The organism is Nocardia sp. MDA0666 (genome assembly GCF_003023875.1).
GTDB classification, from domain to species: Bacteria; Actinomycetota; Actinomycetes; order Mycobacteriales; family Mycobacteriaceae; genus Nocardia; species Nocardia aobensis.
Genome location: NZ_PYHT01000004.1, coordinates 97,465 through 111,813, shown reverse-complemented (window position 1 = coordinate 111,813; position 14,349 = coordinate 97,465). Strand labels below are relative to the sequence as shown.

The following is a 14,349-nucleotide window of genomic DNA, read 5'->3' as shown; positions in this document are numbered from 1 at the left end:
GCAGGTCCGGAATCTCTTCCGCACCTGCCCCTTGCAGGGTGACCGACGGGACTCGAACCCGCGACAGCCAGGATCACAACCTGGTGCTCTACCAACTGAACTACGGTCACCATTGCCGGTAACAACCGGCGCGGTAGATGGTAGCGCGAAGACCGCCGGGAAACCTAATCGGCGGGTGTGGCGGGTGGCTGGGGGCCGGTGGAACCGGCGCTGACCTGCGCGGCGATCTCCGCGATCTCCGTGGTCGAGGGCCCGGGGGCGGCAACGAACGCGGTCCGCCGGTAGTACCGGAGCTCGCGGATGGACTCCTCGATATCGGCGAGGGCGCGGTGGGCCAGGCCCTTCTCCGGCTGGCCGAAGTAGATGCGCGGATACCAGCGCCGGCACAGTTCTTTGATGGAGCTCACATCGATCATCCGGTAGTGCAGGTGGGCGTCGAGTTCGGGCATGTCGCGGGCGATGAAGCCGCGGTCGGTAGCGATGGAATTGCCGGCGAGCGGCACGGTGCCGGGGGTGGGAACCCACTCGCGCACGTAGTCGAGAACCTGCTGCTGCGCCTGCTCCATGGTGACCGTGGAGCGGCGCACCTCCTCGGTGAGCCCGGATTTGGCGTGCATTTCCTGCACCACCGGCGGCATCGCCGCCAACGCGTCGTCGTCGGCGTGGATGACGATATCGACGCCGTCGCCGAGGATATTGAGATCGCTATCGGTTACGAGCGCGGCCACCTCGATCAGCTTGTCGCTGTCCAGGCGCAGGCCGGTCATCTCGCAATCCATCCACACCATCAATTTGTCGGACACCCCGGCAACCTTAGTGCGCGGACGGTGCGAATCGGACCGACCGCACCGGATGCGCGCCGTCGGGCCCGTTGCGGCCGCCTTCTGGCAAACCTCCCGCTACAGTTTTGCCCAGGTGTATGCGTGATTCCAGTGGTGTCGGCAGCGGTGTGCAGGGCGACGGAGGATCGGCGATGACCAGTTTCGAGGACAAGGCGGCGAAGGCGGCGGCCGCGCGCAAGGCGGCCGAGGAAGCGGCGCGGGTCGCGGCGGAGGCGGCGGCCGCGGCGGAGGCGGCCGAGGCCGAAGCGGCCGCCGAACCGGCCACCGATGCGAAACCTGCCGATTCGGATCCGGCAGCAGCGATTGCCGACGCGAAATCAGCTGCCGACGAGACGCATTCGGTCGCACAACAGATCGCGGCGGGTTACGCCTTCGAGGGGGCGGCGCTGGAGCTGGGCGCGGTCGTCGTCGGCGGGGAGATCGATCCGGCAGCGCGGGTACGGATTCCGATGCGGACGCTGAACCGCCACGGTCTCGTCGCCGGCGCGACCGGAACCGGTAAGACCAAGACCCTGCAGGGCATCGCCGAACAGTTGTCCGCGGCAGGCGTCCCGGTGGTGCTCGCCGATGTGAAGGGCGATCTGTCGGGGCTGGCGCAGCACGGCGAATCGAACGACAAACTCGCCGCCCGGGCCGCGCAGACCGGTGACGCCGACTGGGCGCCGCACGGATTTCCGACCGAATTCGTCTCTCTCGGCACCGAGGGAATCGGCGTGCCGATTCGCGCGACCATCACCTCGTTCGGTCCGGTTCTGCTCGCTAAAGTGCTGGGGCTCAACGACACTCAGGAATCCACCCTCGGGCTGATCTTCCACTGGGCCGACACCCGCGGGCTGGCACTGCTGGACCTGAAGGATCTGCGCTCGGTGATCCAGCACCTGACCAGTCCGGAGGGGAAGGAGGATCTGAAGGGGATCGGCGGGGTGTCGGCCGCGACGGCCGGGGTGATCCTGCGTGCCCTGGTCAATCTGGAGGCCGACGGCGGCGACACCTTTTTCGGTGAGCCGGAACTCGACCCCGCCGATCTGTTGCGGACCGCGGGCGGGCAGGGCGTGATCACGCTGTTCGAACTCGGATCGCAGGCGGCTCGGCCGGTGCTGTTCTCCACCTTCCTCATGTGGGTGCTGGCCGACCTGTTCCAGACCCTGCCCGAAGTCGGCGATGTCGACAAACCCAAGCTGGTGTTCATCTTCGACGAGGCGCATCTGCTGTTCGCCGACGCGTCCAAGGCGTTCCTGGAGCAGGTCGAGCAGACGGTGAAACTGATCCGCTCGAAGGGCGTCGGCGTGTTCTTCTGCACGCAATTGCCCACCGACGTGCCCAATGCGGTGCTGTCGCAATTGGGTGCGCGGATCCAGCACGCACTGCGCGCGTTCACCCCGGACGATCAGAAGGCGCTGTCGAAAACGGTGCGCACCTATCCGAAGACCGCGGCCTACGATCTCGAAAACGCCCTCACCACAGTGGGTATCGGCGAGGCGATCGTTACGGTGCTGTCCGAACAGGGTGCGCCGACGCCGGTGGCGTGGACCCGGTTGCGGCCGCCGCGGTCGCTGATGAACACCATCGGCGACGACGGCATCCGCTCGCGCGCGCAGTCGAGCCCGCTGTTCGAGAAGTACGGTCGCACCGTCGACCGGGAATCCGCCTACGAGATGCTGGCCGCGAAAGTCGTTGCGGCCGAACCGGAACCGCAGCCGGTGCCGCAGGGCTCCGGCGGGCGGGCGCCGGAGCCGGACGTCTCGGCGGCGGAACGGATCATGAGCAATCCGGCGGTGAAGAGTTTCCTGCGTTCGGCGGCCTCGGCCGCGGGCCGCGAGATCAGCCGCAGCCTCTTCGGCACTCGCAAACGCTGAGCAGCTCCGGACGCCGGATGGTACTCGCCCCCGCCGAGATTCGTTGCCGCTCAGCCCCGATCGCGGAGCAGCAGATCCTCCACGGTCTCGCGCCGCACCAGCTCCCGCATCCGGCCGTCACGGACCGCGACGATCGGCGGGCGCCCCACACCGTTGTAGGCCGAGGCCAGGCTGTGGTGGTAGGCGCCGGTGCACGGCACGGCCAGCAGCTCACCGACACGCAGATCGGCGGGTAAGCGGATATCGGTGGCGAGGATGTCACCGGCCTCGCAGTAGCGTCCGGCCACGGTGGCGGTGACGGTCGGCCCGGTGGGGTGCCGGCCCGCCACCACCGCGTCGTAGCGAGTCCCGTAGAGCGCGACCCGCGGATTGTCGTTCATTCCGCCGTCCACGATCACGAACGTCCGGCCGCCCGGAACATGCTTGATCGCCGTCACCCGATAGATCGTCACGCCCGCACGGGCGACGATGCCGCGACCCGGTTCCATCGCGATCACCGGACGGGGGAAGCGATTTCGCGCGCACGCCGCGTCCAGGGCGTCGTCGATGATGTCGGCCAGTTCGGACAGATTCAGTTCCGCGTCGCCGGCGCGGTAGGCCACCGCATGGCCGCCGCCCAGATCGAGCTGGGTCAGCAATACGCCGTAGTCGTGCCGGACCTCGGCCATTCGCGCGACGAGCCGCCGCGCCGCTTCCCCGTAATGGTCGGGGTCGTGGATCTGTGAGCCGAGGTGGCAGTGGAAGCCGCGCAGATCCAGCAGGGGATGGTCGACGATCGTCCGGATCGCCTCCTCGGTGGTCTCGTCGTGCAGGGCGAAGCCGAATTTCTGATCGCCGACCCCCGTGCGCACGGCGGGATGGCCGTGCACGTCGATGTCGGGCGTGAGGCGGAGCAGTACTTGCTGCGGCCGTGTGACGACCGTGCCCAGCAGGCTCACCTCGGTGAGTGAGTCGATCACGATCCGCCCCACACCGGCGCCGACCGCGTATTCCAATTCGGCGAACGGTTTCCCGCTGCCGTGCAGAATGATTCGCCGCGGATCCACCCCGGCCGACAGGGCGATCGCCAGTTCGCCGGCCGAGCACACGTCGATGCCGAGGCCCTCGTCGGCGACCAGCCCGGCGATCGTGCGGGTCAGCAGAGCCTTTGCGGCGTAGACGATTTCGGCATCCGGGAAGTGTGCGCGGTACGACCGGCAGCGGGTGTGGATCTCGGTCTCACCGATCACATAGGTCGGTGTGCCGTAGCGGTCGGCGACATCGTCGAGGGCGACCCCGTCGACGGTGATGCGGCCCAGTTCGTCGTAATGCGTCCGGCACGGCCACACGGTGGTGTCCAGTCGCGGGGACGCCATCCCCGAACGGAGGGACGGGAAGATCTCGAGCAACGTCACGGCGCGTCTCCTGTGGTGCCCCGCTTTCTCCTCGACTGCGGGGGTCACCCTCAGGACTACGCCGGTGACAGGCGCCGGAACCGTCTCGATACGCCGTCTTGACCAGCGGCGCCGCGATCTTGACGCCGCCCTGACACCCTGCTGATCAGCCCGCCAGCTTCTTGTAGAACGAGCCGACGATCGGCGCGGTGAGCGCCCGCGGCGCGTACTGGCCGGCGACGCTCATACCCTTGCTGATCAGGCCGGGAACAACGCGCATCTTGTTGCGCGCCAAGGCGTCGATGGAGATTTTCGCGGTGTAGGCGGCCGACACCCAGATGAAATCCGGGATCTTGCTGCCGACCTCGTCCTGATCGGGGTTGTCGGTGCGTACCGGGCCCGGCGCCAGCAGCGTGACGTGCACGCCGCTGCCGGTCAGTTCGCCGCGCAGCGATTCGGAGAAGGTGTTGGTGAAGGCCTTCGTCGCGGCATAGGTGGCGTTGTTGGGGATGGCCATGTTCCCGGCCGCCGAACCGGTGATCAGGATGCCGCCGCCGCGGGCGAGCATGCCGGGCAGTACCGCCAGGGTCAGATCGTGGACCGCGACCGCGTTCAGTTCCATCACCGAACGTTCGACGTCGGCGTCCAGGTCGGCGACGGCGCCGAAGGTGGCGACACCGGCGTTGTTGCACAGGATGGCGATCTCACGACCGGCCAGCTCGGCCACCAGCGGCGCGCGCTGCTCGCGATCGGACAGGTCCACCGCGCGAACCTCGGCGGTCACCCCGTAGGTGTCGGTCAGCCGCTGTGCCAGCTCGGCGAGCAGATCGCCGCGCCGGGCGACCAGGATGACCGAATAGCCGCGTTTGGCGAGCTCCTCGGCCAGAGCGGTTCCGATTCCGGAGGACGCTCCGGTGACGACGGCACGGTTGTCGGCGGTGGGTGCAGGCAAGCTCACGGTCGCCGAGCCTAGCCGGACTTCGCCTCGCCGCGGGGCTTGGGCTCGAGGAAGGCGACCCCCCAGTCGATATGCCCGTGCCATACCCCGGCGATTCGTCCGCCTTGCACCGCCGGCTTCGGATCCCCGACCGGGCCACCGGCCGCACGGACCGCGGCCACCGTGGCATCGAGATCCGGAGTGCCGAAAGCGACGCCGACCAGCGCGGGCTGCTTCGTGGGGGCGGAAACGACCTCCAGGAACGCCTCGCCGACCCGGTAGAAGGCCATTTCCGGGCCTTCCGGGCCGCGTGGGTGGAAGCGCCGTCGCGGGCCGATTCCCAGTACGGCGTTCAGCGCGGCGACGGATTCGTCGAGATCCGGCACCCAGTAGACGACGTGGTCGACGAACGTCACCCCGTTGGGATGGGTCGAGTCGGTCTCCACGTCGTGCAGCAGTTCCGGCACACCCAGTGTCGCCGCGTCGGCCTCGATGCCCTCGAAACCCCATCCGGTGCCGACTCCGAGCGTGCAGGAGATCCGCCCGATTCGCATCATCGCGTCCGTTGCCGCGAAACCCAATGCGGCCCAGGACTTCTCGTCGCCCGGCAGACCGAGCCGGGTGAGGATCGCCATTACAGCGCCGCCGCCAGCCGGGTGCCCTGATCGATGGCACGCTTGGCATCGAGTTCGGCGGCCACGTCGGCGCCGCCGATCAGATGGATGCGCACCCCCGCCTGCTGGAGCGGCTCGACCAGATCGCGCACCGATTCCTGTCCGGCACACAGGATCACGGTGTCGCAGTCGATAACGGTGGGCCGGTCACGCTTGTCGCCGAAGCTGATGTGCAGTCCGCGATCGTCGATGCGTTCGTAGTTGACGCCGCCGATCTGCTCCACCCCCTTCGCCTTGACCGCCGCGCGATGTACCCAGCCGGTGGTCTTACCCAGGGTCTTGCCGAAGGGTGTCGACTTCCGTTGCAGCAGGACGACATCGCGGGGAGCGGGCGAGGGACGCGCGGCGGTCAGCTGGCCCGGCGCCTCCGGATCGTCGGCGGTGACGCCCCACTCCTGCTTCCACTCGTCGAGCTTCAGCGCCGGATGTCCCTCGACGGTGAGGAATTCGCTGACGTCGTAACCGATTCCGCCCGCGCCGATCACCGCGACCTTCTTGCCCACCGGCTTCTCCTCGCGCACGAGTTCGGCGTAGGTGAGCACCTTCGGATGGTCGATACCCGGGATGTTCGGGATGCGCGGGCGCACACCGGTGGCGACCACCACGTGGTCGTAGCTGCCTTCTATAAGTTCGCCGGCGCTCACCCGGCGGTTGAGGAATACTCGCACCCCGGCGAGTTCCAGTTTGCGGGTGAAATACCGGATCGTCTCGTTGAACTCTTCCTTGCCCGGAATCCGCCGCGCGATATCGAACTGGCCGCCGATCTTGTCGTCGGCCTCGAACAGATCCACCTTGTGGCCGCGCTCGGCCAGGTTCACCGCCGCCGACAGGCCCGCCGGTCCCGCGCCCACGACCGCGATGCGCTGCATCCGGCGGGTGGGCAGCAGCCGCAGTTCGGTTTCGTGGCCGGCCCGCGGATTCAGCAGGCAGGACACGGTTTTGTGAACGAAGGCGTGGTCCAGACAGGCCTGGTTGCAGGCGATGCAGGTGTTGATCTCGTCGTCGCGGGCGGCCTGCGCCTTGGCGGCCCACTCCGGGTCGGCCAGCAGCGGGCGGGCCAGCGACACCAGATCGGCGTCGCCCCGGGTGAGGATCTCCTCGGCGGTCTCGGGCATGTTGATCCGGTTCGAGGCGCACACCGGAATGTTCACGCGCGCGGTGATTTTCGCCGTGAATTCCACGAAGGCGGCGCGCGGCACCGAGGTGACGATCGTCGGCACCCGGGCCTCGTGCCAGCCGATGTCGGTGTTGATGATGCTGACGCCTGCGGCTTCCAATTCGATTGCCAGGGCGAGGATTTCGGGCTCGGTCTGACCGTGCTCGACGAATTCGGCCATCGACAGCCGGAAGACGATGACGAAGTCCGTGCCGACCGCGGCCCGGATCCGGCGCACGATCTCCAGCGGGAAACGCCGCCGGTTCTCCGCCGACCCGCCCCAGCGATCGGTGCGCTTGTTGGTGCGCGGCGCAAGGAACTGGTTGATCAGATAGCCCTCGCCGCCCATGATCTCGACACCGTCGTATCCGGCGAACTTCGCCAGCCGCGCACAGCGCACGTAGTCCTCGATGGTGCGCTCGACGCCCCTGTCGGAGAGTTTGCGGGGGCGGAACGGGTTGATCGGCGCCTTGATCGAGGAGGCCGAAACACTGAACGGCACATAGGCATAGCGCCCGGCGTGCAGGATCTGCAGGGCGATCTTGCCGCCCTCGGCGTGCACCGCCCTCGTGATCGCGCGGTGGCGGTAGGCCTCGGTCTTGTTGGTGAGTTTGGCGCCCAGCGGCAGCAGCCAGCCCTCGCGGTTGGGTGCGTAGCCGCCGGTGATGATCAGGCCCACGCCGCCGCGGGCGCGCTCGGCGAAATAGGCGGCGAGACGGTTGGTATCCCAGGCGCGATCTTCCAGCCCGGTGTGCATCGAACCCATGACCACGCGGTTGCGCAGCGTGGTGTGGCCCAGATCGAGCGGCTCGAACAGGTGGGGGTACGAATGCGGCGAATCGGAATTCGCGGTCATGGGATCACCTTTCGGAAACGGAATCCGGTTGCGGGGCTGAGGCTTCCGGATCGGGTGACGACGAACGCAGCACACCCCGCAGCCCGGCCAGTACCTCGTCGCACCATTCGACGAAGCCCACCTCGACCCGGATCCCACCCCGCAGCACCAGATACTGGTAGAGAGCGGTACCGGTGAGCCGGTCCGGGGCGGGGAAATCCTTCTTCTCGATGAGGCGGTACAACTCCAGCCGCTGGGCGTGCTGGTCGCGATGGCGTTCGACCTCGGCGCGCAGCGCTACCGGATCGCCGTGTGCGGCGGCGCGGATCTTGACGCCCAATTCGCTGCGCAGCGGGCCGATATCGTCGGTCGGCTCCGCGATCCAGCGCTCCAGTTCGGCGTGTCCGGCATCGCTGACGGTGTAGACCTTCTTGTCCGGACGCCCGTCCTGAGCGATCGCCTCACCGGTGACCCAGCCGCGTTCCTCCATGCGCTTGAGCACCCGGTAGATCTGCTGATGCGTTGCGCTCCAGAAGAATCCGATCGATTTGTCGAATCGGCGCGCCAGTTCGTACCCCGAACCGGCTCGCTCGCTCAGCGATACCAGCAGCGCGTGTTCGAGGGCCATGCGGTGAGGTTAACCGATACCCGCTGTACTATGCAACGTGGTGCATATTCCCGGCCAGGGGAGCCGGAACTGCGAGAACCCTGTGAGCACGTGCCGTTTTCTGTATCATCACCCGCGGTGCTCTGCACTATCTCGGATACGGGAAGGGCGCCTCGCACGGCCGCGAGGCCCGCGGGGCGTCCTTCTGTATGAAATGCCGTATCACCGGGCGAATACTGCCGGCCCCGCGATCACCACGGCGCATACGGCTTCCACCACGGCTGTGAGCGCCACCGCATGCGCTGCCGATGCGGCGGTGGTACCGAAGGCCGCGAGAAAAACCGAGCCGAATGTCGCGACACCCGTCACCATGCCCAGTTGTGAGCACGTCACGAGCAGGCCACTGGCATCGGCGGCCAGTTCGGGTGGCACCTTGGCCAGAGAGCGAGTCATCGACGGGCCGTAGGCCAAGGCGAAACCGGCGCCCAGAACACCCAGCAATGCCACCTCGGCCGCACCGATCCGGCGGCCGTCGCCCACGAGCCGGCCGAGCCCGCCGATCGCCGTCCCGGCCACGACCAATCCGACCGGCACGAGAAAACCCTGCCACCGCTGCGGCAGCCGGGACCAGGTCATACTCGTGAGCGCGAAAACCGCTCCACACGGCAGGAATACGAGTCCGGCGTGCAGGGCCGAATACCCGAGGGTGGTCTGGAGGTAGATGGCGGTGACGAACATCCAGCCGCTGAACATCGCCATCACCAGCAGCAGCGTCACACCGGCCGGAACCGTCCCCGGTGCCCGAAGGACTCGCAGTGCGAACAACGGCTCTCCGCCGCCACGGTGCACGCGCCGTTCCGCCCAGGCAAAGCACGCGAAACACGCTGCGGCACCGGGGAATGCGTACCACGTCCACGCCGGCCAGTGCTGTTCGTGGCCTAGGACGAGCGGTAGCACCAGCAGCAGAACGGCAGGTGTCAGGGTCGCGAGTCCGGCAGGGTCCAGACGGCGCGGGCGGATCGGTGCGATCGCGGGCACCACACGCAGTGTCAACGCGAGCAACAGCGTGCCGATCGGAACATTCACCAGAAATACACCGCGCCAACCGGTTCCGGCGATATCGCAGTCCACGATCAGCCCGCCGGCGATCTGGCCGACGATGGTGGCGCCGGAGGCTACCGCCGCGAACAGCGACAGGGCCCGAATACGCGCCCTGCCGGTGAAATTGCGCTGCAGCAGTGTCACCACCTGCGGCACCAGTGCAGCGGCCCCGGCGCCCTGGACGGAGCGGAAGACGATGAGCGACACCGGATTCCACGCCAGCCCGCAGGCCAGCGACGATACGGTGAACAATGCGGATCCCAGCAGGAAGATCCGGCGCTGGCCCAGCCGGTCGCCCAGGCGGGCACCGGTCACCAGTAATACCGCATAACTGATCACGTAACCGGAGACGACGAGTTGCAGCCCGGAACCGTCGGCGTGCAACGAGTCGCGGATCGTCGGAACCGCGACATTGACGATCGAGCCGTCCAGTACGGCCATGAACTGGCCCAGCAGCAGAACGGCGAGCAGCAGGGCCGAGCGCAGCCCCGTGGGTGGATCGGTCGGCGCGGTCGCGACGCCGGGCAGTGTTCGTGTCATGTCCAGCACTGTGCGGGGATTCCGCGCCGCCGGACAGAAGCCTGCCGATACGGGTATCGGCAGCACCTGGATACCGGGTTCGGCATCGGCGACGATGGGGGCATGGTTGTTTCGGGGGATCGGGCCGTCGGCGCGACTCGGCGGCGTGAGCTGGGCGAATTCCTGAAGTCGCGGCGTGCGCGGATCCGGCCCTCGGAGGTCGGCCTGCCGGTCGGCCCGCGCCGCCGCACACCTGGGCTGCGGCGTGAGGAGGTGGCGCAGTTGGCCGGGGTCGGGGTCACCTGGTACACGTGGCTCGAACAGGGGCGGCGGATCAATGTGAGCGTGCAGGTTCTCGACGCGGTCGCCCGCACGCTGTCGCTCGATTCCACCGAGCGTGCCCATCTGTACCGGTTGGCGGATGTGCCCGGGGTTCCGGCGGTGCCGGCCGAGGCGGCGATGCCGGATGATGTGCAGGTCATTCTGGATCAGCTCGGCCCGCTGCCCTCGGCGCTGGTGTCGGCACGTTTCGACGTCCTGGCGCACAACGACGCGTATGCCGCCCTGTGCCCGACTCTGGTGGCGGGTGACAGGAACGTGATCCGCGCGGCATTTCTCACCCCGCAGTGCTGTAACCCGTATCCCGGGCAGCCCGAACAACTGGCGCGGATGGTCGGTTTTCTGCGGGCCGCCTATGTCGGATACCTGGGCGACGCGGACTGGATCCGCTTCGTCGAGGAATTGTCCTGCGCGAGTCCGCATTTCGCGCAACTGTGGAAACGCGGTGACGTGGCGCGTCCGGTCGGCCGGATGCGGACCATCCGCAATCTCGCGGTGGGTGACCTGGACATGTCGATGACGAGCCTGTCGCTGCCGACGGTGCCGGGGGCCTGGTTCCAGGTGTGGGTGCCGGTCGGCGTCGCGGAGCGCGAGCGGTTGGATCGCCTGCTGGCCATGGCGCCGGAGCAGCGTGCGCGTGCCTATCGCGACCACGCCGAGCGGGCACACCCGAGCGACGCCCGATACGCCGTGGACTGATCAGACGGTATGCGGTTTCCAGGCGGCCATGCCCAGGGCGATCATGCGGACCTGGCCGACGGTGCGGTCGACGACGAGAGGGCGGTCGCGGAGCGGGGCGGCGACGAAGTCGGCGATGTGGTCGGCGACGGTGGAGACGATCAGGTCGGCGGCCAGTTCCAGATCATCGGTCGGCCAGGCGTCCAGCGCGGGAATTCGCGACATGTCGACCACCAATTCCCTTGTGATCAATTGCATTTCGGACGCGATCGCGGTACGTAGCGCCGGTGCGCCACCGTGGCGTTCGCGGATCAGGAAACCGTAGAGGTCCTCGCGGCCGGCGATCTGTGCGAAGACGAATCGCACCGTTTCGGCCAGCCGCGCGTCCGGGGTGCGGCGCAAGTGCCGCAACGCCAGGCGCAACTGTCGCACTCCCTCGTCGACCAGGGCGGTTCCCAATTCGTCGAGGGAATCGAAGTGGCGATAGAAGGCGGTGGGCACGATCCCGGCCGAGCGGGCGATCTCACGCAGGCTCAGCGCCGCGAATCCGCGCTCGGCAGCCAGGGTCAGCGTGCCGTCCAGCAGCGCTCGCCGCGTGCGCTCCTTGCGCTCGACTCGGGTTTCGGCCTGCTCGCTCATCTCGCTGAGCATACATCCGTTCACGATTGGTCCATTCGGGGAGATGTTGCATCGGTCACACCAGATGCAGGTTGAACTATTGCGGTACCGCCAGGCACACTAGTTCAGTGTACAGATGTGCACCGAAAAAGGTGCACCCGATCAAACGACGAAGGCTGGGGAGAACCGCATGGTGGGACTGCTCGATCTGGTCCAGACACTGACCTCGCCGCACCCGCTCGACCGGTATCTGGAGTTGGTGCGACCGACACTGACGCTGCGCGATATGCGGGCCGAGATCGTCGGCGTGGATCGGTCGGTGCCCGGTTCGGTGACCCTCACACTCCGTCCGACCCGGCAGTGGGCCGGTCACGAGGCCGGTCAGTTCGTGCAGGTCGGCGTGCTGATCGACGGAGTGAAGCACACCCGCTGCTACTCGCCGATCGATGCCGAGGCCGGACCGCGCCGCACCCTCACATTGACCGTGAAGGCGCATCCGGAGGGGCTGGTGTCGCAGTATCTGCACCGGCACGCGAAGCGGGGGATGGTCGTGGACCTCGCGCCCGCCTCCGGGGTGTTCCGGCTGCCGGAGCAGCGACCGGACAAGGTGGTGCTGATCAGCGGGGGCAGTGGTATCACGCCGGTGCTGTCGATGCTGTCCACGCTCGTAGCCGAGGGGTACCGCGGCGACGTGGTGTTCCTGCACTACGCCCGCTCGCCCGAGGAGGTGCCGCATCGGGAGCTGCTCGCGGATATCGCCCGGCGCCACGACAACGTCGACGTCGTGCTGGGTTATCCCGAACTGGCCCGGTCGGAGCGGCTGGACGGTGCGCCGTGGAGCTGTGCGGTCGTGCCCGGCGCGAAGTTCCTCGACTACGACGAACTGTCGCGCATCGCGCCGTTCTTCGCGACGGCGCAGACCTACGTTTGTGGCCCGCCGCCGCTGATGGAGTCCGTGCGTCGCATCTACCAGGCCGAGGATCTCGACGACCGCCTGCACAGTGAGGAATTCGTCCTCACCGCCGCGCCGGCCGACACCACCGACGTCGAGGGTGTCACCACCTTCTCGGTGAGCGGCACGCAGTCGGAGAACACCGGTGCGAGCCTGCTCGAGCAGGCCGAATCGGCGGGTTTGACGCCGGAGTTCGGGTGCCGGATGGGTATCTGCTTCTCCTGCACGGCGGTCAAGCGGTCCGGCTGCACCCGCAACCTGCGCAGTGGCGAACTGGACAGCGACCCGGACCAGCCGATCCAGCTGTGCGTCAGCGCCGCGGTCGGCGACGTCGACATCGAAATCTGAGCCGCACCGAAATCTGAAAGGGGAGAACAGCTATGACCATACTCACCGAGACCGAGAACGGGCCGCTGGTCCTGTCGCCGGAACAGGTCGCCGAGATCGGCCGGGAGCTGGACGCATTGCGCGACCGCATCACCGCCGATCTGGGGGAGCGCGATCGCGAATACATCTATTCGATCATCAAGGCGCAGCGCGGTTTCGAGGTCGCCGGGCGCGGCCTCATGTATCTGGGCTTCCTGCCGCCGTTCTGGCTGGCCGGGGTGGCGGCGCTGAGTCTGTCCAAGATTCTGGACAATATGGAGATCGGCCACAACGTCATGCACGGCCAGTGGGACTGGATGCGTGAACCCGGCCTGAATTCCCGTGTGTTCGAATGGGATACGGTGTGCCCGGCCGATCAGTGGAAGCATTCGCACAACTACATGCACCACACCTACACCAACATCCACGGCCGTGACCGCGACATCGGCTACGGCGTGCTGCGCATCGACGAGGGCCAGCAGTGGAATCCGTACTATCTGGGCAACCCGGTGTACGCGCTGGCGCTGATGCTGTTGTTCGAATGGGGCGTGATGCTGCACGACCTCGAGGCCGACAACATCGTCAAGGGCAACCGCAAGTGGGCGGATATCAAGCGCCTGGCCAAGGGACAGATCCGCAAGGCCGGCCGGCAGGTGCTCAAGGACTACGTCGTCTTCCCGCTGCTGAGCGGCCCGCTGTTCGTCTCCACCCTGGCCGGCAACGTGACCGCCAACCTGGTGCGCAACGTCTGGGCGTACTCGATCATCTTCTGCGGACACTTCCCATCGGGCGTACAGACGTTCACCGAAGAAGAGACCGAGAACGAGACGCGCGGCGAGTGGTACGTGCGGCAGATGCTCGGCTCGGCCAACATCAGCGGCAGCAAACTGTTCCACATCCTGTCGGGCAACCTGTCCCACCAGATCGAACACCACCTGTTCCCGGATCTGCCGGCCAACCGGTATCCGGAGATCGCGCCCGAGGTCCGCGCGCTGTGCGAGAAGTACGGCCTGCCCTACAACACCGGCCGGTTCAGCAAGCAGGTCGGTTCCGTCTGGCTCAAGATCTGCAAGCTCGCCCTTCCCCCGGCCATCGTGGGGAAAGGCTCGCAGCCTGGTGTTATCGTGATGCGAGAGCGGCAGGTCGAGCCGAGCGAGGTGGGCGGGTAGATGATCGGAAAATTCGAGAGCAACAAGGATCTGATCCAGGAGCTGACATCCTCCGGGGCACGACACGTCGGCAATATCGCAACGATCATTACCGGCACGGTCTCGGAAGTGACGCGCGAAATCGGTGACTGGATCACCGATGCCATCGAGATGCGGGAGGCCGCGGCTGCGGCACACCGTGATCGGGAGGCGGCGGCCGACGTGAACACCGGGCGCGACCATCCCGACGTGCTGGTCGACGAGCCCGAGCCGGAGCCGAATGTGCATGCGGCCCAGCCCTTCATCGACGCCGATGTGGAAATCGTCGATCCGAAACGCTGAGCGGGA

General features: G+C 67.3%; 13 protein-coding genes and 1 tRNA gene. 5 read left to right on the top strand and 9 right to left on the bottom strand.

What is annotated here, in order from left to right; all coding sequences use genetic code 11:
- Positions 1-37 precede the first annotated feature (37 nt).
- Both C8258_RS08615 and orn read right to left on the bottom strand, forming a co-directional pair.
- Positions 38-110, bottom strand: a tRNA-His gene (locus tag C8258_RS08615).
- Positions 111-164: 54 nt separating this feature from the next.
- Complete coding sequence (gene orn, locus C8258_RS08610; RefSeq protein ID WP_106954697.1) at positions 165-803, bottom strand: oligoribonuclease; 639 nt, start codon at positions 801-803, stop codon at positions 165-167.
- Positions 804-973: 170 nt separating this feature from the next.
- On the opposite strand from orn, the gene C8258_RS08605 reads away from it, so the two are divergent.
- A complete protein-coding gene (locus tag C8258_RS08605; protein WP_106954891.1) occupies positions 974-2,698 on the top strand; it encodes a helicase HerA-like domain-containing protein in 1,725 nt (574 codons plus the stop codon).
- Between the two features lie 50 nt (positions 2,699-2,748).
- Here C8258_RS08605 and lysA read toward each other — a convergent pair whose 3' ends face one another.
- From lysA to C8258_RS08575, 6 genes are all read right to left on the bottom strand, one after another.
- Entirely contained in the window at positions 2,749-4,092 is a 1,344-nt protein-coding gene (gene lysA / locus C8258_RS08600) for a diaminopimelate decarboxylase (RefSeq protein WP_106954696.1), read from the bottom strand.
- A 145-nt stretch (positions 4,093-4,237) separates the two neighbouring features.
- Positions 4,238-5,029: a mycolate reductase gene (cmrA, locus tag C8258_RS08595; RefSeq protein ID WP_106954695.1), complete on the bottom strand. Its 792-nt coding sequence runs from the start codon at positions 5,027-5,029 to the stop codon at positions 4,238-4,240.
- Between the two features lie 11 nt (positions 5,030-5,040).
- The gene (locus tag C8258_RS08590; protein ID WP_106954694.1) at positions 5,041-5,643 is read right to left on the bottom strand and encodes a VOC family protein; all 603 of its coding nucleotides are present in this window, start codon (positions 5,641-5,643) and stop codon (positions 5,041-5,043) included.
- On the bottom strand, positions 5,643-7,694 hold the full coding sequence (locus C8258_RS08585) for an NADPH-dependent 2,4-dienoyl-CoA reductase (RefSeq protein ID WP_106954693.1): 2,052 nt from the start codon (positions 7,692-7,694) through the stop codon (positions 5,643-5,645). Before C8258_RS08585 ends, C8258_RS08590 begins: the two co-directional genes overlap by 1 nt.
- A gap of 4 nt (positions 7,695-7,698) precedes the next feature.
- Complete coding sequence (locus C8258_RS08580; protein WP_106954692.1) at positions 7,699-8,301, bottom strand: PadR family transcriptional regulator; 603 nt, start codon at positions 8,299-8,301, stop codon at positions 7,699-7,701.
- A gap of 201 nt (positions 8,302-8,502) precedes the next feature.
- The gene (locus C8258_RS08575) at positions 8,503-9,921 is read right to left on the bottom strand and encodes an MFS transporter (RefSeq protein ID WP_106954890.1); all 1,419 of its coding nucleotides are present in this window, start codon (positions 9,919-9,921) and stop codon (positions 8,503-8,505) included.
- Between the two features lie 102 nt (positions 9,922-10,023).
- Here C8258_RS08575 and C8258_RS08570 point away from each other — a divergent pair, with 102 nt between their 5' ends.
- Positions 10,024-10,938 (top strand): helix-turn-helix transcriptional regulator, encoded by a 915-nt coding sequence (locus tag C8258_RS08570; RefSeq protein WP_106954691.1) that lies wholly within the window; start codon positions 10,024-10,026, stop codon positions 10,936-10,938.
- On the opposite strand, the gene C8258_RS08565 is transcribed toward C8258_RS08570, so the two are convergent.
- Entirely contained in the window at positions 10,939-11,556 is a 618-nt protein-coding gene (locus tag C8258_RS08565; RefSeq protein ID WP_083870643.1) for a TetR family transcriptional regulator, read from the bottom strand.
- A 169-nt stretch (positions 11,557-11,725) separates the two neighbouring features.
- On the opposite strand from C8258_RS08565, the gene C8258_RS08560 reads away from it, so the two are divergent.
- Genes C8258_RS08560 through C8258_RS08550 form a run of 3 tightly spaced genes read left to right on the top strand, consistent with a single transcriptional unit; the run spans position 11,726 to position 14,343 of the window.
- A complete protein-coding gene (locus C8258_RS08560; RefSeq protein ID WP_106954690.1) occupies positions 11,726-12,835 on the top strand; it encodes a ferredoxin reductase in 1,110 nt (369 codons plus the stop codon).
- A 32-nt stretch (positions 12,836-12,867) separates the two neighbouring features.
- Positions 12,868-14,022, top strand: a complete 1,155-nt coding sequence (locus C8258_RS08555) for an acyl-CoA desaturase (RefSeq protein WP_063066483.1) — start codon at positions 12,868-12,870, stop codon at positions 14,020-14,022.
- Positions 14,023-14,343, top strand: coding sequence for a hypothetical protein (locus tag C8258_RS08550; protein WP_036499091.1), 321 nt, complete (start codon positions 14,023-14,025; stop codon positions 14,341-14,343).
- Positions 14,344-14,349: the final 6 nt, after the last annotated feature.

Excerpts from the sequence above, each read along its gene's own strand:
- C8258_RS08605 (WP_106954891.1), top strand. The coding sequence starts at position 974 with ATGACCAGTTTCGAGGACAAGGCGGCGAAGGCGGCGGCCGCGCGCAAG.
- C8258_RS08590 (WP_106954694.1), bottom strand. The coding sequence starts at position 5,643 with ATGGCGATCCTCACCCGGCTCGGTCTGCCGGGCGACGAGAAGTCCTGG.
- C8258_RS08585 (WP_106954693.1), bottom strand. The coding sequence starts at position 7,694 with ATGACCGCGAATTCCGATTCGCCGCATTCGTACCCCCACCTGTTCGAG.
- C8258_RS08580 (WP_106954692.1), bottom strand. The coding sequence starts at position 8,301 with ATGGCCCTCGAACACGCGCTGCTGGTATCGCTGAGCGAGCGAGCCGGT.
- C8258_RS08575 (WP_106954890.1), bottom strand. The coding sequence starts at position 9,921 with ATGACACGAACACTGCCCGGCGTCGCGACCGCGCCGACCGATCCACCC.
- C8258_RS08570 (WP_106954691.1), top strand. The coding sequence starts at position 10,024 with ATGGTTGTTTCGGGGGATCGGGCCGTCGGCGCGACTCGGCGGCGTGAG.
- C8258_RS08565 (WP_083870643.1), bottom strand. The coding sequence starts at position 11,556 with ATGAGCGAGCAGGCCGAAACCCGAGTCGAGCGCAAGGAGCGCACGCGG.
- C8258_RS08560 (WP_106954690.1), top strand. The coding sequence starts at position 11,726 with ATGGTGGGACTGCTCGATCTGGTCCAGACACTGACCTCGCCGCACCCG.
- C8258_RS08555 (WP_063066483.1), top strand. The coding sequence starts at position 12,868 with ATGACCATACTCACCGAGACCGAGAACGGGCCGCTGGTCCTGTCGCCG.
- C8258_RS08550 (WP_036499091.1), top strand. The coding sequence starts at position 14,023 with ATGATCGGAAAATTCGAGAGCAACAAGGATCTGATCCAGGAGCTGACA.